The sequence below is a fragment of the Gordonia sp. (in: high G+C Gram-positive bacteria) genome (assembly GCF_047600565.1).
Lineage (GTDB): Bacteria > Actinomycetota > Actinomycetes > Mycobacteriales > Mycobacteriaceae > Gordonia.
Map to the genome: position 1 here is coordinate 1,932,552 of NZ_JASGKN010000001.1, position 18,201 is coordinate 1,950,752.

Below are 18,201 nucleotides of genomic sequence, written 5' to 3' on the forward strand. Positions count from 1 at the left end.
TGAGGTCATGACGAACACCGAGACCCGTACCCCGCAAGCTCAGCTGGTCGTGCTCGACGACGATCAGGCCGTTCTCGACTACGCCCACGCGCTCGCGGACGCCGATCAGCCGATCGGTGTCGTCAGCTCCGGCTATCGCCTAGTGATCCCGTTCCTGATCGGCAACGCCGGACACACCGTCGCACTGGTCGCCGACCCCGACGATCCGGCCCAGCTGGCCGCCGCGATCGCGCGCGTCGAGGAGCGTCTGGGCCGGGTGAGCGCCGTGATCCGCACGGCCGCCGACATCCCCACCTCCGGGCTCGTTCCCGCGGCCTGACCCCTGTCGCGTCTGCGACGCATCCAGCACGCCGGAACCGTGTCGGAGGATTCCGAACCGTCCTCGATTGACACAGATCTGAGGTAGCGTTTCATCGTTGTGATCCGCTTCACTGAGATCGGGGATTCCTGGCGACGTCGTCCGTCGTACCGTTCCGTTCGTCCACCCGCCGTCGTGCACGGCATTTCGTCGCACTCTGCCTGGCCGCGGCCGCGCTCACCGCGGTGCCCGCGGCGATGACCGCCGGCCCCGCCGCGGCAGCACCGCGCCTGCCGATCGCCAAGGCCGACTGCGGTCCCGGATCGTCACCGGAGACCGGTATGCAGGGCGACGTCCCGGCCCGCGACCGGGACTCCGGCCGCAGCACCCGCGGCTACAACTGCAATGTGAAGCGTCTCGGCCAGTATCAAGGCCACGGCGGCGGCATCACGTCCACCAGCTACGACCACTGCGGCTACATGGGCAGCATGTTCCCCGGCTCGATGGTCGGCCCCGACACCGGTGTCGCCGTCGTCGACGCCTCCGATCCGACGCATCTGCGCAAGACCGCCACCCTGCACGACCCAGCGCTCTCCGGCGGCACCTGGGAGTCGTTGAAGGCCAACCGGAACAGCAAGCTTCTGGTCGGCATGGCGGTACCGCTGCTGACCGGCGCCGGACTGATGGGCGTCTACGACGTCAGCGACTGCGCGCACCCGAAACTGCTGAACAATCCGTCGAACCTGTTGCCGATCACCGCGCATGAGGGCGGCTTCTCCCCCGACGGCAAGACCTACTGGGCGATGGGCACCGCGCCCGGCGTGATCAGCGCCGTCTCCCTGGACGACCCCGCCCACCCGCGCGTGCTGACCAACAATCTGACCGCGCTGGAAGACCACGGCATCGGGGTGAGCGCCGACGGAAACACCCTGTATCTGTCGCACAACTTCGGCGGCATCAGCGTCTGGGACGTCAGCTCCATCCAGAAGCGTCTGCCGAACCCGCACATGCGGAAGCTGTCCGAGATCAACTGGACCAGCGGAGCGTTCACCCAGCACAGCATTCCGGTCAGCTACGGCAAGAACCACTACCTGTTCACCGCCCTCGAGGGCGGCTCCGGCGGCGTCAAGGTGGTGGACGTCAACAACCCGTACAAGCCGAAGGTGATCAACGAGCTCAAGCTGGAGATCAACCTGCCCCAGAACGAGGACGCCAAACTGGCGTCGAGCATGGGCGGAAGCCTGTTCGCGTACGAGTCGCACTACTGTGCCGCCGACCGGCCGGACAATCCGACGGCCCTGGCCTGCGGATGGATCTCGTCGGGTATCCGCGTCTTCGACGTCCGGGACCCGATGCACGTCAAGGAGATCGCGTACTACAATCCGCCGGCGCAGACCAACAAGCATCTCGACCTCTGGAACTCGCCGCACACGCTGGCGTCGTTCACCGGCATCCCGTTCCTGTCGGCGCCCGGCATCGTGCAGTCCCTCGCTCAGGGCGACTTCGATCCGGCACAGGCGATCAGTCAGCGGTCGGGCCGCATGTTCGCCGATCTGTCGTCGGACTGGTGCTTCGCACCGCCGGAATGGCGTGGCGACAAGCTGTACGTCGGCTGCTCGGACAACGGCTACCAGGTGCTGCAGCTGACGAACGACGTGTACACGCCGCCCGCCGACCAGCAGTCCCACGTCGGCTCGTGAGTCGGCGTTTCACCGGCCGGCAGCTCGTCACCGCGGCGGCAGCCCTCACCGTCCTGGTGTTCGCGGTGATCGGCGGCATGATGCTGCGCCCGGCTCTGATCAGCGACTCGGGATCGTCGAAGCCTGCGCTGAATCCGGTGGAGATCGGGTTCAGCCAGGACATGCTGGCCCACCATCAGCAGGCCATCGAAATGGGCCGGATGATCGATCGTCCCGGCATCGACGACCGCATCCGGACTCTCGGACGGCAGATCGTGCAGGAGCAGCAGTACGAGACCGGCCTGATGTCGGGGTGGCTGCAGCTGGACGGCCAACCGTTGTCCGACGATGCCCCGATGGAGTGGATGACGAAGTTCGCCGGCACCGGACAGACCCATCACGGCGACGGCGGCGACCACGCCATGCCGGGCATGTCGACGCCCGACGAGGTGGCGGCGCTCGGTTCACTGCCGGCGCAGGAGGCCGAAAACAACTTCCTCATCCAGATGCAGCGGCACCACTACGGGGGCGTCGCGATGTGTCAGGACTTCCTCGCCCAGGTGCCCGACGGCGTGGTCGCTCAGGCCGCGTCGAGCATGATGAGCACGCAGACCAAGGAGACCGGGCTGATCGGCGTCATGCTCGCTGAGCGCGGCATCCAGCAGCGCTAGGCTCGGCCCATGAATCACGCGGTGCCGTTCATCACCTTTCAGCCGTCGCGCGGACAGTCCGCCGCCGACGCGATGCGGTGTCGCTCATGGTCGACTGTGAATCAGTCGAGGAACTGCAGCGCATCTTTGCCGCGCTCGGCGACGGCGGCACCGTCTTCATGCCGCTCGACGACTACGGATTCGGCCCGTTCGGCTGGGTGGGCGATCGGTTCGTCCTGACCTGGCAACTCGGCGTCCCGGCAACCTGACGGCTTCCGGGGCCGCCGGTCACCAGGCGTCGTGCAGGTCGGCGTGCCGGCTGATCCAGGCGTGCATGACGATGCCGGCGGCCACCCCGGCGTTCATGCTGCGGGTCGATCCGAACTGGGCGATGGAGACCGTCATGTCGGCGTCGGCCGCCGCCTCCGCGGTCACGCCCGGCCCCTCCTGCCCGAACAGCAGCACGCAGTCGCGAGGCAGTTCGGTCTCCTCCAGCCGGACCGCACCCGGCGTGTTGTCGACGGCCACCACCGTCAGCCCCTGCCCGGCCGCCCACTCGTGCAGTGCGGCGACGGTGTCGTGGTGGCGGATGTGCTGGTAGCGGTCGGTCACCATGGCGCCGCGCCGGTTCCAGCGGCGACGCCCCACGATGTGCACCTCGGCGGCCAGGAACGCGTTGGCGGTGCGCACCACGGTGCCGATGTTGGCGTCGTGCGCCCAGTTCTCGATCGCGACGTGGAAACGGTGGCGACGGGTGTCGAGGTCGGCGACGATCGCCTCCCGTGACCAGTACCGGTAGGCGTCGACCACGTTGCGGCGGTCGCCGTCGGTGAGGAGTTCCGGGTCGTAGCGGGGGTCGTCGGGCAGCGGGGCGCCGTGCTCCTGCAGCCACGGACCCACACCCACACGGTCCTGGTCGGCACGCTCCCCCACACCGCTCTGCCACTCGGTGGGGCCGGCCGCCTCGTCGTCAGTCACAAATGGTGTGGCTCTACGCCAGGCCGAGATCGGCCAGGCCCAGCAGCGACCGGTACGGCACACCCAGGTCACCGATCACCTTGTCGGCGCCGGTCGCCCGGTCCACGACGGTCGCGACGCCCACCACGTCGGCGCCGATCTCCCGCGCGGCCTGCACGGCCGCGGACGGGGAGCCACCGGTGGTGGAGGTGTCTTCCACGATCAGGACGCGGCGGCCCTCGATGTCCGGGCCCTCGATGCGTCGCTGCATGCCGTGTTCCTTGGCGGCCTTGCGCACCACGAAGGCGTCGATGGGACGTCCGTCGGCATGCATGATGGCGGTGGCGACCGGGTCGGCGCCCAGCGTCAGTCCGCCGACCGCGTCGAAGTCCCAATCGGCCGTCAGCTGACGCATCAGCGAACCGATCAGCGGCGAGGCCTCATGGTGCAGTGTGGCTCGGCGCAGGTCGACGTAGTAGTCGGCCTCCTTGCCGGACGACAACGTCACCCGGCCGTGCACCACCGAGAGTTCGGTGACCAGGCGGGCGAGGGTGGCGAGATCGTCGGCGTCGACGGCGGGCGTGTTCATCGCTCACTCCTGTTTCAGCGGCCGCGCGGATCCAGCGGCGGCAGGTCCGGCGGATCGAGCGGTCCTCGGGGCGCCGGGTTGCGGAACGGTGCCGGACGCGGCGGCTGCGGTGCGGGCGGCGCCGGCGGATAGGTCTGGTCGTAGCCGCCTTCGACGTAGCCGTCCTCCTCGGCGTAGTCGACGTCCTCGTACTCCTCGGCGTACTCGTCCTCGGCGAACGGGGCGGCGTCGCGACGCGGGGTGGCGTCCAGGCGCGAACCCTGCTGCGGCACGTAGGCGGTCTCGGCCTCGTACGGCTCGGGGTCGGCGAACTGCGGTGCCGGTGCCGGCTGGCCCGGGACACCGTACTGGGGTGCGGCGGGGGCCTCGCCGGTCAGGCGCTGGCGGCGGGCCTCGTCGTGCAGCGAGTCGGTCTTCTTGTCGGCCAGCTCCGGGCGGTGCGGACCGTGCGGGTCGCGCGGGTCCGGTGCACCCTGCGGATCGACGGTCGGCGGCAGCACACGCAGCAGGTCCGCGAAGCGGCGGACCACGTCCAGCGCGACATCCAGTTCCTGGCCGTCGGTGGTGGGCGGCATCGCGCCGAGGGCCCAGTTGCCCTCATTCCACAGCACCTCGATGTACGACGGTGCGCTGGTCGCGAGCGCCACCATGCGGCGGTCGCAGACACGACGCGCGGCGTCGAGGTTGCTGGCGAACATCACGCGCGGGCCCATGGCTCCGAGCAGTTCGACATCGTCCTCGGCCGGAGCCAGCACGTCTTCGTGACGCAGGTCGACAGTCACCGACGATGCGGCCGGGCGGCGGACGGCGACGATGGTCGCCGTCTCCTCCAGGTCGAAGACGACGGCCTCCGCACCCTCGTAGACGCCGTAGGCGACATCACGGGCCTCGACGTGGTCGGGCACGTCCATGGCGGCACGATGGAACGCAGACCGCAGCTTGCGGTCCGAGTCACGGAACTTGAATCCGTGCGTCTGTCCCCAGACGGCGCGCTGGTGATGCACCTGCTCGGACCGGTTACGGTCGAGCCAGAGCAGCACGCCGGCACCGAGCAGTGCGAGGGCGGCGAGCACGAAGTACACGACGGTAGTCATCGGGCCTAGCCTACTATCGAACGCCCGCGCCACCGAGGACCCCACCGCAGAACGAGGAGCCACGATCGTGAATCGACCGTCCGCAGACGCCGCCGGCGCCCTCGCCGGCGCCGTGGATGCGTCGTTGATCGACCGGCTGACGTGCGCCCTCATCGAGGCACCAAGCGTGAACCCGGGCGGCACCGAGCAGGCCGCCGTCGACGTTCTGGCCGGGGCGTGCCGTGAACTCGGATTCTCGGTGGACCTGCACGAGGCGGCGCCGGGCCGCCCGAATCTGACCGCCACCATCGGCGACGGCGCCGGCCCGGGCCTGCTGCTTCTGGGCCATTCGGACGTGGTGCCGCCGGGGCCCGGATGGACGGCCGACCCCTTCGTGGTGCGCCGTGACGGCGACCTGATCATCGGGCGCGGCGCCGCCGATATGAAGGGCGGGGTGGCCGCGGCGGTCGCCGCGCTGGCGGTCCTGTCGCACGCGAACGAACACGGCATCGCTCTGTCCGGCCCGGTGACGCTCGCCGTCACCGTCGACGAGGAGGAATCCAACACCGGTGCCCGCGCCCTGGTGGATGCGTGGTCGTCGCGCCCGGCCGGCGGACCGTCGTACCGGGGCTGCATCGTGGCGGAGCCGACGAATCTGCAGGTGGTGCGCGGCTGTCGTGGAGCCTCGCAGTGGGACATCACGATCACCGGCCGGGCCGCCCATTCAGGCCGGCCGGCGGACGGCGTGAACGCGATCGGCGTGGCCGCCGAGCTGATCGCGCTGCTCGAGAAAGACCAGACGAGGCTGGCGACGATCGGCGATCCGCTGCTCGGTCACGGCACCTGGAACGTCGGAACGATCGAGGGCGGCGAGGCGATCAACATCGTGGCGCCCGGCTGCCGCCTGGGCGTGGACCGACGGCTCATGCCCGGCGAGTCGGTGGGCGCGGTGGCCGATGAGCTGCGGTCGACGATCGACGGGTCCGGGATCTGCGGCGACGGGGCGTCGATCGAGCTGGCCCCGAAGATGGAGCTGCCCGGTTTCGTGACGGCCGCCGATCACCCGCTGGTGGCGGCCACCGTGGCGGCCCTCGGCGACGAGGGTGTGTCCGCGTCGGTCGGCGGCTGGACCGCCGCGTGCGACGGCGGGTACATCAGCCGCGATCTGGGGGTGCCGACAGTGGTGATGGGTCCCGGAGATCTGAGCGGTCAGGCCCACCGGCCGGACGAGTCCGTGAGCCTGGCCGAGCTCACGACGGCTGCCCGCGCCTATGTGCGCGCCGCGGTGGCACTGCTGTCCGCACCCTGACCTGTGGCGACGGGCAGCCTTCCCTAAGAGACGAAAGTCCCTTTGTGTCTCTCATTTCGCGACATTCGTGTGATCCGGGTCATATTCTTTCCTCACCACCGATCCGCGGAGGATCGAGAACCGCAAGGAGTCCCCTCAATGTCCACAGCTCTCACCTCGGCCCGCCCGCGGCCGAAGAAGTACGCCGTCGGCGCCACCGCCCTCGTCGCCTCCGCCGCTGTCGCCGGCGCCGTCGCGATCGGCCCCACCGAAACCCAGCTCGCAGCCACCCCGGCCTTGGCGAAATCGACGAGTGAACTACTCGGCGTCGCACTCGACCCCGAAGGCATCGTCGACCTGGTGCCGGGAGGCTCCACTCTTCTCTGGCCTCTCATCAAAAATGAGGTCGGCACCACGAACGCGATCGCCGTGCTTCCGGGTGTCGCTGCGGCCTTCGCCGACAAGGGCCAGAGCGCGACAGCGTTCTCATTGCTCGGCGTCGCAGTCGCCACCACCGACATGAAGATCGCCGGCGTCATCAATATTCCATCCGGTCAGGTCGCCTGCCTGGGCGCACTGACCTTCGCGAACTCGTCCACCGAAGGCGCCTGCCTCAACGTCCTGGGCCTGTTCGACGCCGGCTACAACAAGGACCGCAGCGAGGTCTCGGTTGCGCTCACGAACCCGCTGGCTCTTCTGACCGATGGCATCAGCGCCTCGAAGATCGCCAACACGATCATCGACGGAGGGTCGCTGTCCCAGTTGCTGACCTCGGACTTCGCGCGCCTGACGCTCGGTGGTCCGGAGCTGATCAAGCTGACGTCGTCGTACGCGTTCCAGCAGATCGCCAAAGACCCCGGAAAGCTCGACGGCGGTGTAGCGATCGGCTGGCTGGGCGGCAAGATCGTCCTGTTCCCCGTCGTCAAGGACGGGCCGCTCAACGGGAGCGTCAACTACCTCGGCCTGCCGAGCGTCGACTTCAGCGGCTTCCCGAAGCTGGACAGCATCGGCAGCATCATCCCGTCGATCCATTTCGGCGAGTTCACGACCCCGATCCCGGGCGTCAAGGTCGGTGAGTGGGGAACCGACAGCATCCTCGGCAGCGTGAACGCGTCGCAGAATGTGAACGCCCGAGTGGCCGCACCTCAGTCGGCGATCACGGCGAACGTCGACTCCGGTTCGGGTGCTTCGGCGGCCCGATCGGCGGCACCGATCGAAGCGGCCGGCCCCGCACCTGCGGCCACCCAGGAAGCACCGGCGGCGCCGGCTCCGACGCTCCAGAGCACCTCGGTGCCGACCGCGCCTGCAGCACCCGCAGCGTCTGCACCTGCAGCGCCTGCACCGCAGGGCGCTCCTGCACCGGCTCCGGAGCCCGTAGCAGCGGCTCCTGAGGCCCCGGCGGCACCCGCCGCCGGCACGGACACGGCTACCACCAGCGCCGACAGTGCGGGTTCGGTGACGTCCACGGTGACGGAGTAGCTCCTTTCGACAAGCTCAAGGAGCGTGCGCTGGGAGTGTTGGATTCGTGTTCGTGGCGAACACGAATCCAACACTTCCGGCGGCGACCGTCTAGTAGAACTCGGGCCAGTTCTGTTCCAGGCCGCTGATGATGAAGTCGACTTTCTTGTCGGCCATGGTCCGCCCGGTCCACGAGTCCGCGGGACTGTAGAAGACGTCAGCGTCGCCGACGGCGTCCTTGACCGCGTCGAGGCCGTTCCTGCCGTCCTCGCGCACCGATCGCATCGACTCGACACCCAGATGTGAGGCGACCACCGTGTCGCCGACGAAGTCGAGGGCGAACATCGCCTGCCCCGCCGTGCGCCCCTGCGTGCACAGGTTGTCGGAGTAGGCGTCGAAGACGTGCTCGATGCGGGTCGGCGCGATCGGATTCGAGTACAGGACGCGTGCCAGCCCGGGAAACTCCTCGCACACCTGCCAGCACTGGTCGCCCCACAGTTTCAGGGTGTCCCGCCAGTGCATACCGGGTTCGGGTAGCGCGATGGTCGAGCCGGCCCGGTCGAGGCAGGCGAGCACCAGATCGTCCCGGGACGGGAAGAGCCGGTAGATCGCGGTCGTCACTACACCGAGGCGGTCGGCGACCGCCGACAGTTTGAACCGGTCGATGCCCTCGGCGACCGCGGCCGCGACCACGTCGTCGGCCGTGAACGCGGGCTTGCGGCCCACCTTGCGGCCGCCTGCCACCGCGGATCCCGACGGCACCGATTCATTCACCGGTTCAGATTAGTCCCGGCGCCCTCACGCATCGGTCAGCTCCCACCCCTGGGCGCTGTGCAGGCGATCCCAGAACCGCGCATAGGTGCCGCCCTGGGCGAGCAGCTCCTCGTGCGTGCCCTGGGCCTGGACGCCGCCGTCGTCATCGAGCGCGATGATCTGGTCGGCCGCCGCGATGGTGTCGAGCCGGTGGGCGATGATCAGCACCGTCGCCTGCTTCCGCAGCTGTTCGACGGCGGCCACGATGTTCGCCTCGTTCTCGACGTCGAGGGCCGACGTCGCCTCGTCGAGCAGGACGATCGGCGACTGCTTGAGCAGGGCGCGGGCGATCGCGACGCGCTGACGCTCGCCGCCGGACAGCGCCTTGCCGCCTTCCCCGACCCTCGACTCCCAGCCGTCGGGCAGACGGTCGGCGATCTCGGTGACACCGGCCAGATCGGCGGCGGCACGGATCTCCTCCGGCGTGGCGCCCTCACGGCCGACGGCGACGTTCGCCTCGAGGGTGTCGTCGAACAGGTAGACGTCCTGGAACACCATGGACAGTTGCCCCATCAGCTGTTCGGTGGTCTGTTCGGTCACCGGCACGCCGCCCACCTTCACGGTGCCCGAGTCGACGTCGTAGAAGCGGCTGACGAGGCGGGCGATGGTGGTCTTACCCGACCCGGACGGCCCGACGAGCGCGACCATCGTGCCGGCCGGCACCGAGAGCGACACGTCGTCGAGGACCGGTGCAGTGTCGGCGTCGTAGGCGAAGGTGACGTGCTCCAGGTCGACGGTTCCCGGCGCGGTCAGCGTCGCCGGCTGCGACGGTTCGGGGAGCGGCTGCGCGGTCAGCACCTCGTCGATGGCGTCGAGCAGCGGCCGGCGCGACTCCAGACTCATCGCGGTCTCGGTGATGGTGGAGAGCGTGGAGGTGAAGCGCAGGGCGAGGCCGATGAACGCGAGAGCCGGAATCGGCTGCAGCGATCCGGACACCGCCAGCGATCCGGTCAGCGAGATCAGTACGACGATCACACCCTGTGTGACCACGCCCGAAAGCACCATGCCGCCGGTCTCGATCCACATCGCCTTGTTGCGGGCGGCGCGCGTGTTCTCCAGGGCGTCGTCGAGCGGCGCGAAATGCTCGCTCTGGCCGCACGACCGCAGCGCACCCTGGCACTGCGCGTATTCGACGATCCGGTTGGCGAGCTCCACCTCTTCCGGTTCGTGGACGGCGGCGCCGCGACGCATCAGGTAGGTCGAGGCGAGTGTGATGAGCACGAACACCGGCGCGGCGATCGTCAGCACGAGACCGAGCAGCGGATTCCAGAACCACGCGGCGATCACGATGACCACCGCCGACGTCATCCGGGAGATGAGCGGGCCGATCATGTGCGCGAAGATCTCACCGGCCTGCATGAGCTCCGTCGACACCATTCGCGAGAGCCGCCCGGCGAGCGGGCGCGCGAACCAGCCGAGCGGCTGCTTGGACACCTGGTCGCCGACGAGCCGATGGATCGAATGGAGGAAGTCCAGGGCGATGTCGTAGGTGAGCCGTTCCTGCAGGTAGATCAGAACGAAGCCGATGACGGCGAGGACGGCCAGCACGATCAGCCAGCCGCCGGTGTGCAGGCCCCAGTAGGCGTCGCCGGATGCCAGGGAACTGATCGCGGGCAGCAACGCGGCCAGCGCCAGGCCTTCGACGAGGCCGCTGGCGGCGGATGCGCCGAGCGCCGGCCCCAGGTCTTCCGGCTTGGAGATCATGCGCCGCAGGCACGGGATGATGTCGATCAGGGGGAGGTTCATCGGTCGCCTCCAAGCGTCGCGGTGGTCGATTCCCAGAGGTTCGCGTAGGCGGGCTGGGACATCAGCTGGTCGTGGGTGCCGGCGGCGACCACCCGGCCGCCGTCGACGAGGGCGATCTGGTCGACGCCCTTGATCACTTCCGGCCGGTGCGCGATCAGCAGCACCGTCTTGCCGCGGGAGAGATCACTCAGGGCTTGCTGGATCTGGTGCTGCGACTCGGGGTCGGTGAGCGCGGTCGCCTCGTCGAGGATCAGCACCGGTGCATCGACCAGGACGGCGCGGGCGATCGCGATGCGCTGCGCCTGACCGCCGGACAGTCCCGTGTCGGCGCCGTAGACGGTGTCGAAGCCGTTCGGGAGGGCCTCGATCTCGTCGAGCACCCGGGCCGCACGGGCGGCTTCGCGAACGTCGTCGTCGGTGGCGTCGGGCCGGCCCAGCGTGATGTTGTCGCGGATCGAGATGGACGGCAGCTGCGGGTCCTGCAACACGAACCCGACATGCGAGTAGAGGTTCTCGACGTCGCCGACCGGAACCCCGCCCAGCCGGATCTGCCCGGATCGCGGATCGTCGAATCGGGCCAGCAGCGTCGCGATCGTCGACTTGCCCGACCCGGACGGCCCGACCAGGGCGGTGACCGTGCCCTCCTTCAGGGTGAACGACACGTCGTCGAGGGCGAGTTCGGCGGCGTCGCCCTCCCCGTAGGAGTAGCTGACGTGGTCGAAGTCCACGTCGTGGCCCCGGGGCCGGGCGTCGACGGCCTCGGCGGCCGGCGCCGGGGCGGTCAGGACCGGGGTGTCGAGCAGCTCGATGATCCGGCGGGCGGACGCCCCGGCCATCTGCTGCGACCACAGCGAGCTCATCAGCACCTCGATGCCGTACGGCAGGAGCAGCGCGATGAGGGAGGTCGCCAGGACGTCGGCCGCGGTCACGTCGCCGCGGTGCACCAGCCAGGTGCCGCCGCCCAGGTTGATCAGCAGGATCAGCGGCACCGACAGCAGCGACATCCCGATCGAGCTCGACTTCAGGAGCGGCTTGACCCAGGCGTAGTAGAAGTCCTGGAAGTCGTTGGCGGACTCCTGGTAGGCGTTGTGCGCCCGGCCGACGCGGCCGAACGCCTTCACGACGGTGATGCCGGTGACGAACTCGACCATGCGCGCCGAGACGACGCCCAGCTTCTGGTCCATCTGCACCGTCTTCTCCCCCATGCCGCGCATGGCGAGCCCGGTCGAGAGCAAATAGAACGGGATGGTCGCGATGGTGAGGAGGCCGAGGCGCCAGTCGACGATGAAGGCGTAGACCATCAGGGCCAGCGGCATGACGACCGCCTGGGTACCGTCGACCGGCTGGTGCGCGATCAGGTGGTGGATGGTGCCGATGTCGTCCTGCAGGGCCTTGCGGACACGGCCCGAGTTGGTGGACGTGAACCAGTTGAGCGGGACTGTGGAGAAGCGCTGAACCATGTCCTGCCGGATGAGGTGGCCGAGTTCGATGTCGGCGAAGTGCGTGATGCTCAATGCCAGGAAGTAGACGAACAGGCGTGCGGTGAACGCCGCGATCAGGATGGTGATCCAGCGATGCACTGCGTCGCCGTCGGCGGCGGTGCGGTCGTGTGCCGCGGTGATCAGGACGTCGCCGACCTTGACCAGCGCGATGTACGGGACCACCGCGAGGATGCCGGAGATCACCGCCAGGAGGCGGCCGATCATCAGTCGTCCGGAGACCGGGCGCATCAGGTCCTTGAGGGCCTTGGCGTCCGCCTTCTGCTGTGCCCGTGGATCGGTGGCGGGCTCGGACGGTGCGGCCGTCGTCGGCGCGTGTTCCGTCGTCGTCATGACGCTCCTTTTGTAAGGCTTGCCATACTTAAATCTGAATGGGATTCAGATTAAAGGTACGGCGTCGCCGCCACAAGTGCCGATCAGCGCATGGATTCAGACGACGTCGCGGACCCGGATCCCCACGGTCCCCTTGGCGCCGCGGCGCAGACGGCTGCCCAGCACCGTCACCCGGCCGGTCACGCCGTACTTGCGCGCGATCAGCCGCGCCGCGTCCGCACCGTCGGTGACCTGCCCGATGCCGGCGACCACCGGGCCTCTCGTCGAGGTCCCCCGCATGTCGCAGGCCTGCACCAGCACCCGGTTGTCGCGGCGCAGTCGCTTGACCTTCCACGAGTCCGCGACCGTCCACATCACCAGGTCCGCACCGTCGCGCACCGCCCACAGCGGCGAAGCGACCGGCGTCCCGTCCTTGCGGTACGTGGTCAGCATGACGTACTTGGCGTCGGCGATCTGGGCGACGGTCGGGTGACTCATGGTCTCCACGGTAGCGGCGACTGGGAAGGATCCTTCCTAGGAACGAACTCGTCCTGCCGCGCGCGAGAGAGCACTGGAAATCTGGACTCATCCGGAAAGGAGAGGCGCCGCCCCGGCGCCCACCCGGACCTCAGATCGAAGGAGTCAGCGTGACCACCGCGACGACCACCATCAAGCACATCACCTTCCGCAATCCCGACATGTACTGGGACATCGCCGCCGACCTGTACCTGCCCGCGGACTTCGACGAGTCCGTGCAGTACCCGGCCGTCATCTGTGCCCACCCGATCGGCAGCTGCAAGGAGCAGACGTCGGGGAACGTGTTCGCGTCCCGTCTCGCCGAGGAGGGCTTCGTGGCGATCGCCTTCGACGCCAGCTTCCAGGGCGCCTCGGGAGGCGAGCCCCGCCTGATCGAGGATCCGACGCAGCGGGTCGAGGACTTCCGCCGGGTGACCGACTACCTGGTGACCCTGCCGTACGTCGACGACGCCCGGATCGGCGCTCTCGGCGTGTGCGGTGGCGGCGGCTACGTGCTGGCCGCCGGGCAGAGCGAGAAGCGGATCAAGGCGATCGTCGGCGTCACCCCGGTGAACTACGGCCGCATGATGCGCGACAACGCCGCCGCCCAGGGCGGTGCGATCGAGCTGCTCACGCAGGTGGCGGCCCAGCGCACCGCCGAGGTGACCGGCGCCGACCATGCGATCAGCGAGTTCCTGCCGGCCACCGAGGACCAGGCCAAGCAGATCGGCGACATCGACATCGTCGAGGCGTTCGACTACTACTGCACCGCCCGCGGCGAGAACGAGCACGGTCAGGCCCACTTCGACGTCGCCCACGGTTCGGCGGCCCTGGTGTTCGACGCGTTCGCGTTCGCCGAGTTCTTCGATCAGCCGGTGCGCGTGTTCGTCGGCGACAAGAAGGGCGCTTTCGGCGCCTACGACGACGCCCACGCCTTCATCGAGAAGGCCGCGTCGACCGACAAGAAGATCACCGTCCTCGACGACACCTCGCACTACGACCTGTACGACCAGCCGAACGGTGCCGGGCGTGCCCTCGAGGAGATCGTCCCGTTCTTCCAGAACACCCTCTAAGCCCACGGCCCTACGCCCCGCGCCACCACGCTCCTTGAGCCCCCACGCTCCTTGAGCTTGTCGAAAGGACGACTCGCTTCGACAGGCTCAACGAGCGGGAGGAAACGCGAAAGTCCCCGCTCCCGAAGGAGCGGGGACTTTCGTCGTCCACGATCTACTTGGCGCCGACTTTGAGGCCGTCGCCGTTCTTGTCGACGTCCACCTTGACGGTGTCGCCGTCTTTGACGTCGCCGGCCAGCAGCGCCTTGGCGAGCTGATCGCCGATGGCCTGCTGCACCAGGCGGCGCAGCGGTCGCGCGCCGTACAGCGGATCGAAGCCACGTTCGGCCAGCCATTCCTTGGCCTTCGGCGTCACGTCGAGAGTCAGGCGACGCTGTTCGAGGCGCGAAGCCAGGTAGTTCAGCTGGATGTCGACGATGGCCACCAACTGTTCCGGCGTCAGCGCGTCGAAGATGACGACGTCGTCGAGGCGGTTGATGAACTCCGGCTTGAAGTGCTTGCGCACAGCCTCCATCACCTGTTCCTTGTCGCCGCCGGCGCCCAGGTTGGACGTCAACAGCAGGATGGTGTTCTTGAAGTCCACCGTGCGGCCCTGACCGTCGGTGAGGCGACCCTCGTCGAGCACCTGCAGGAGCACGTCGAACACGTCCGGGTGAGCCTTCTCGACCTCGTCGAACAGCACCACCGAGTACGGGCGGCGACGCACCGCCTCGGTCAGCTGACCGCCGGCCTCGTAGCCGACGTAGCCGGGAGGGGCGCCGACGAGTCGTGCGACGCTGTGCTTCTCGCCGTACTCGCTCATGTCGATCCGGATGATCGCGCGATCGTCGTCGAACATGAACTCGGCGAGCGCCTTGGCCAGCTCGGTCTTACCGGTACCGGTCGGACCCAGCAGCAGGAACGAGCCCAGCGGACGGTTGGGGTCGGCGACGCCGGCCCGCGATCGACGCACCGCGTCGGACACGGCGGTCACGGCCTGCTTCTGGCCGATGACGCGCTTGCCGATCTCGTCCTCCATGCGGAGAAGCTTCTCGGTCTCGCCTTCGAGCATCTTGCCGGCAGGCACGCCGGTCCATGCGGAGACGACCTGCGCGACCTCGTCGGGGCCGACCTCCTCCTGGACCATCGGGTCCTCGTCGGGGTCGGTGCCGCTCTTGTCGATGGCCGCCTCGAGCTCCTTCTCCAGCTCGGGGATCTTGCCGTACCGCAGTTCGGCGGCACGGCCCAGATCGCCGTCGCGCTCGGCGCGATCGGCTTCACCCTTCAGCTGTTCCAGCTGTTCCTTGACGTCACGGATGGCATCGACGGCGGTCTTCTCGGACTGCCAGCGCGCGGTCAGCTCGTTGAGCTTCTCCTGCTGGTCGGCCAGTTCGGCCCGCAGCTTCTCCAGGCGGTCCTTGGAGGCGGCGTCGGTCTCCTTCTCGAGCGCGAGTTCCTCCACCTCCAGGCGCCGGACGATGCGTTCCACCTCGTCGATCTCCTCCGGGCGGGAGTCGATCTCCATGCGCAGGCGCGACGCGGCCTCGTCGACGAGGTCGATGGCCTTGTCCGGCAGGAACCGGTTGGTGATGTAGCGGTCCGACAGGGTGGCCGCGGAGACCAGTGCCGAGTCGGTGATGCGCACACCGTGGTGCACCTCGTAGCGCTCCTTGAGGCCACGCAGGATGCCGATGGTGTCTTCGACGGACGGCTCACCGACGTACACCTGCTGGAAGCGTCGCTCCAGGGCGGCGTCCTTCTCGATGTACTGACGGTATTCCTCGAGCGTGGTGGCACCGACCAGGCGGAGCTCACCGCGGGCGAGCAGCGGCTTGATCATGTTGCCGGCGTCCATCGCCGAGTCGCCGGTCGCACCGGCGCCGACGATGGTGTGCAGCTCGTCGATGAAGGTGATGATCTGGCCGTCGGAGGCCTTGATCTCGTCGAGGACGGCCTTCAGCCGCTCCTCGAACTCACCGCGGTACTTGGCGCCGGCCACCATCGAACCCAGATCGAGGGAGATGACGGTCTTGTCGCGCAGCGACTCGGGGACGTCGCCGGCGACGATGCGCTGGGCGAGTCCTTCGACGATGGCCGTCTTGCCGACGCCGGGCTCACCGATGAGAACCGGATTGTTCTTGGTGCGGCGCGACAGCACCTGCACGACGCGGCGGATCTCGGCGTCACGACCGATCACCGGATCCAGGTCGCCTTCGCGGGCGCGCTTGGTGAGGTCGGTGGAGTACTTCTCCAGCGACTGGTAGGTCTCCTCCGGGTTCTCGGAGGTGACGCGGGCGGTACCGCGCACCGCTTGGAAGGCTTCGCGCAGCGCTTCGGGGGTGGCGCCTTCGCTCTGCAGGAGCTTGGCGGTATCCGAGTCGCCGGTGGCGAGCCCCACCATGAGGTGTTCGGTGGAGACGTATTCGTCGCCGAGTTCGGTGGCGAGGTTCTGCGCCGTGGTGATCGCGGCGATGGACTCGCGGCTCAGCTGGGGCTGGGCGCTCGAGCTGGAGACGACGGGGGCTTTGGCGACGAGCGCCTTGGCCTCGGTCTTGATGTGATTGGGGTCGACGCCGACGGCTTTGAGCAGCGGCGCCGAGATGCCGTCCTTCTGATCCAGGAGGGCGACGAGGATGTGCGCCGGCCGCACGTCCGGATTTCCGGCCGCGGCGGCGTCTTGGACGGCGGCCTGAAGTGCGGCCTGCGTCTTGGTGGTGGGAGTGAAGCTGTCCACTTACACGTACCTCTCTGTCGTTGCGACCCTGACCCTTCCACCCGCTCGCGGAACGCGCGCCCGATTGAGCGGGCCCGCGCTTCGAGCTTGGCCCCGCTCCTTGCGGCTTCCTGCCCGCTCCTTGAGCTTGCCGAAAGGTCAGAGTTAAGTCTATGTGACTCAATCTGAGTTCGTCACAGAGTCCAACGTCCCCAAACTTGAGTCCATTCCGCTTAAGTCCGGCATTGTGCAGTGATCCGCGCCACATCGTCAGCGATAATGTTGACACTGCATACTTCGGATTCTAGCTTTGTGTTAACACCGCTTACATCAAGCCCGAGGAGTACCGGCCCCTCCCGCCGAAAGGACCTCCATGAGCACCGTGCCCGCCACCATGTCCGCGATCGTCGTGGACGACGAGAAGAACCTCGTCCTCTTCCCCGTGCCGACGCCGACGCCCGCCGACGACGAGGTCCTGATCCGGGTGGCCGCCGCCGGCGTCAACCGCGCCGACCTGCTGCAGCGGCGCGGCCTCTACCCGCCGCCACCCGGAATCAGCGACATCATGGGTCTTGAGGTGTCGGGCACGATCGTCGACGTCGGGGCCTCCTTTCGACAAGCTCAAGGAGCGGAGGGACGCGCTCAAGGAGCGGGAGGGCAGGCCCCAGGAGCGGAGACCGAAGCACCCGCATCGCCACGCTCCGCGACCCCGTCGGAAGGCTCGCCACGCTCCTTGAGCCCTTCGACTTCGTGTCGTCGCAAGCTCCGCCACGAGCTCAGGAACCACCCGTCGAAAGGAGACGAGGTCTGCGCTCTGATCGCCGGCGGCGGCTACGCCGAGTACGTCGTCGTGCCGGCGACCCAGGTGATGCCGGTGCCCGACGGCATCTCGCTGATCGACGCGGCAGCGCTGCCCGAGGTCGCGAGCACCGTCTGGTCGACGATCGTCATGGACGCAGGTCTGCGGGCCGGCGAAACACTGCTGGTGCACGGCGGGGGCAGCGGGATCGGCACGCACGCGATCCAGGTCGCCAAAGCACTCGGCGCCCGGGTCGCCGTCACCGTCGGATCGGGGGAGAAGGGCGATCGGTGCCGGGAACTCGGTGCCGACGTGGTGGTGAACTACAAGGAGCAGGACTTCGCCGCCGAACTCGCCGGCCAGGCCGACGTGATCCTGGACATCATGGGCGGCAGCTACCTGGCACGGAACATCGAGACCCTCGCCGTCGGGGGCCGTCTGGTGATCATCGGCATGCAGGGCGGCACGACCGGCGAGGCGAACATCGGTGCGCTGATCGGCAAACGCGCCCGCGTGATCGGCCTCAACGTCCGCAACCGTCCGGTCACCGGACCGGGATCCAAAACCGAGATCGTGGCCGCCGTGACCGCCGACGAGTGGCCGCTGGTCGCCCGCGGGGCCATCGCCCCGATCGTCGCGGACCGGCTGCCCCTCGCCGATGCGGCCCGTGCCCACGAACTGCTGGAGTCCTCGGCGGTGGTCGGCAAGATCCTTCTGCTGCCTCCGGCATCGTGACCGGCCTACCCTCGAACACCTGAC

Annotated in this window: 16 protein-coding genes and 1 pseudogene; 9 read left to right on the forward strand and 8 right to left on the reverse strand. The window is 68.5% G+C overall.

Going from position 1 to position 18,201, the window contains the following annotated elements:
* The first annotated feature begins 7 nt into the window (after positions 1-7).
* The 4 genes from QM774_RS09450 to QM774_RS09465 all read left to right on the forward strand — a co-directional run bounded on the left by QM774_RS09450 (position 8) and on the right by QM774_RS09465 (position 2,896).
* Positions 8-319, forward strand: a complete 312-nt coding sequence (locus tag QM774_RS09450; RefSeq protein ID WP_414975636.1) for a hypothetical protein — start codon at positions 8-10, stop codon at positions 317-319.
* Between the two features lie 236 nt (positions 320-555).
* Positions 556-1,998 carry an LVIVD repeat-containing protein gene (locus QM774_RS09455; protein ID WP_414975637.1) on the forward strand — a complete coding sequence of 481 codons (1,443 nt, stop codon included), beginning with the start codon at positions 556-558 and terminating at the stop codon, positions 1,996-1,998.
* The gene (locus QM774_RS09460) at positions 1,995-2,648 is read left to right on the forward strand and encodes a DUF305 domain-containing protein (RefSeq protein WP_414975638.1); all 654 of its coding nucleotides are present in this window, start codon (positions 1,995-1,997) and stop codon (positions 2,646-2,648) included. The genes QM774_RS09455 and QM774_RS09460 overlap by 4 nt, the downstream gene beginning before the upstream one ends.
* A gap of 77 nt (positions 2,649-2,725) precedes the next feature.
* On the forward strand, positions 2,726-2,896 hold the full coding sequence (locus tag QM774_RS09465; RefSeq protein ID WP_414975639.1) for a VOC family protein: 171 nt from the start codon (positions 2,726-2,728) through the stop codon (positions 2,894-2,896).
* A gap of 19 nt (positions 2,897-2,915) precedes the next feature.
* Here QM774_RS09465 and QM774_RS09470 read toward each other — a convergent pair whose 3' ends face one another.
* From QM774_RS09470 to QM774_RS09480, 3 genes are read right to left on the reverse strand one after another with little or no spacing between them, the layout of a single operon-like run.
* Positions 2,916-3,605: a TrmH family RNA methyltransferase gene (locus QM774_RS09470; protein ID WP_414975640.1), complete on the reverse strand. Its 690-nt coding sequence runs from the start codon at positions 3,603-3,605 to the stop codon at positions 2,916-2,918.
* Positions 3,606-3,618: 13 nt separating this feature from the next.
* The gene (gene pyrE / locus QM774_RS09475; protein WP_414975641.1) at positions 3,619-4,173 is read right to left on the reverse strand and encodes an orotate phosphoribosyltransferase; all 555 of its coding nucleotides are present in this window, start codon (positions 4,171-4,173) and stop codon (positions 3,619-3,621) included.
* Positions 4,174-4,187: 14 nt separating this feature from the next.
* The gene (locus QM774_RS09480) at positions 4,188-5,267 is read right to left on the reverse strand and encodes a hypothetical protein (protein WP_414975642.1); all 1,080 of its coding nucleotides are present in this window, start codon (positions 5,265-5,267) and stop codon (positions 4,188-4,190) included.
* 64 nt (positions 5,268-5,331) lie between these two features.
* Between QM774_RS09480 and QM774_RS09485 the strand changes: the two genes are divergently transcribed.
* A complete protein-coding gene (locus QM774_RS09485) occupies positions 5,332-6,555 on the forward strand; it encodes a M20 family metallopeptidase (protein WP_414976632.1) in 1,224 nt (407 codons plus the stop codon).
* A gap of 138 nt (positions 6,556-6,693) precedes the next feature.
* Positions 6,694-8,013, forward strand: coding sequence for a hypothetical protein (locus QM774_RS09490; RefSeq protein WP_414975643.1), 1,320 nt, complete (start codon positions 6,694-6,696; stop codon positions 8,011-8,013).
* Positions 8,014-8,103: 90 nt separating this feature from the next.
* On the opposite strand, the gene QM774_RS09495 is transcribed toward QM774_RS09490, so the two are convergent.
* The 4 genes from QM774_RS09495 to QM774_RS09510 form a co-directional block, all read right to left on the reverse strand.
* Positions 8,104-8,766, reverse strand: coding sequence for a TetR/AcrR family transcriptional regulator (locus tag QM774_RS09495; RefSeq protein ID WP_414975644.1), 663 nt, complete (start codon positions 8,764-8,766; stop codon positions 8,104-8,106).
* A gap of 24 nt (positions 8,767-8,790) precedes the next feature.
* Positions 8,791-10,551 (reverse strand): ABC transporter ATP-binding protein, encoded by a 1,761-nt coding sequence (locus tag QM774_RS09500; protein WP_414975645.1) that lies wholly within the window; start codon positions 10,549-10,551, stop codon positions 8,791-8,793.
* Positions 10,548-12,383 carry an ABC transporter ATP-binding protein gene (locus tag QM774_RS09505; protein ID WP_414975646.1) on the reverse strand — a complete coding sequence of 612 codons (1,836 nt, stop codon included), beginning with the start codon at positions 12,381-12,383 and terminating at the stop codon, positions 10,548-10,550. Before QM774_RS09505 ends, QM774_RS09500 begins: the two co-directional genes overlap by 4 nt.
* A gap of 96 nt (positions 12,384-12,479) precedes the next feature.
* Positions 12,480-12,860, reverse strand: a complete 381-nt coding sequence (locus tag QM774_RS09510) for a PPOX class F420-dependent oxidoreductase (RefSeq protein ID WP_414975647.1) — start codon at positions 12,858-12,860, stop codon at positions 12,480-12,482.
* A 149-nt stretch (positions 12,861-13,009) separates the two neighbouring features.
* On the opposite strand from QM774_RS09510, the gene QM774_RS09515 reads away from it, so the two are divergent.
* Positions 13,010-13,951, forward strand: a complete 942-nt coding sequence (locus QM774_RS09515) for an alpha/beta hydrolase (protein ID WP_414975648.1) — start codon at positions 13,010-13,012, stop codon at positions 13,949-13,951.
* A 154-nt stretch (positions 13,952-14,105) separates the two neighbouring features.
* Here QM774_RS09515 and clpB read toward each other — a convergent pair whose 3' ends face one another.
* Entirely contained in the window at positions 14,106-16,664 is a 2,559-nt protein-coding gene (gene clpB / locus QM774_RS09520; protein ID WP_414975649.1) for an ATP-dependent chaperone ClpB, read from the reverse strand.
* A 373-nt stretch (positions 16,665-17,037) separates the two neighbouring features.
* Between clpB and QM774_RS09525 the strand changes: the two are divergent.
* Together QM774_RS09525 and QM774_RS09530 are read left to right on the forward strand one after the other, a co-directional pair.
* Positions 17,038-17,247 (forward strand): annotated as a pseudogene (locus QM774_RS09525) (alcohol dehydrogenase catalytic domain-containing protein); the annotation flags it as partial.
* Positions 17,248-17,376: 129 nt separating this feature from the next.
* Positions 17,377-18,177 carry an NAD(P)H-quinone oxidoreductase gene (locus tag QM774_RS09530; protein ID WP_414976633.1) on the forward strand — a complete coding sequence of 267 codons (801 nt, stop codon included), beginning with the start codon at positions 17,377-17,379 and terminating at the stop codon, positions 18,175-18,177.
* Positions 18,178-18,201: the final 24 nt, after the last annotated feature.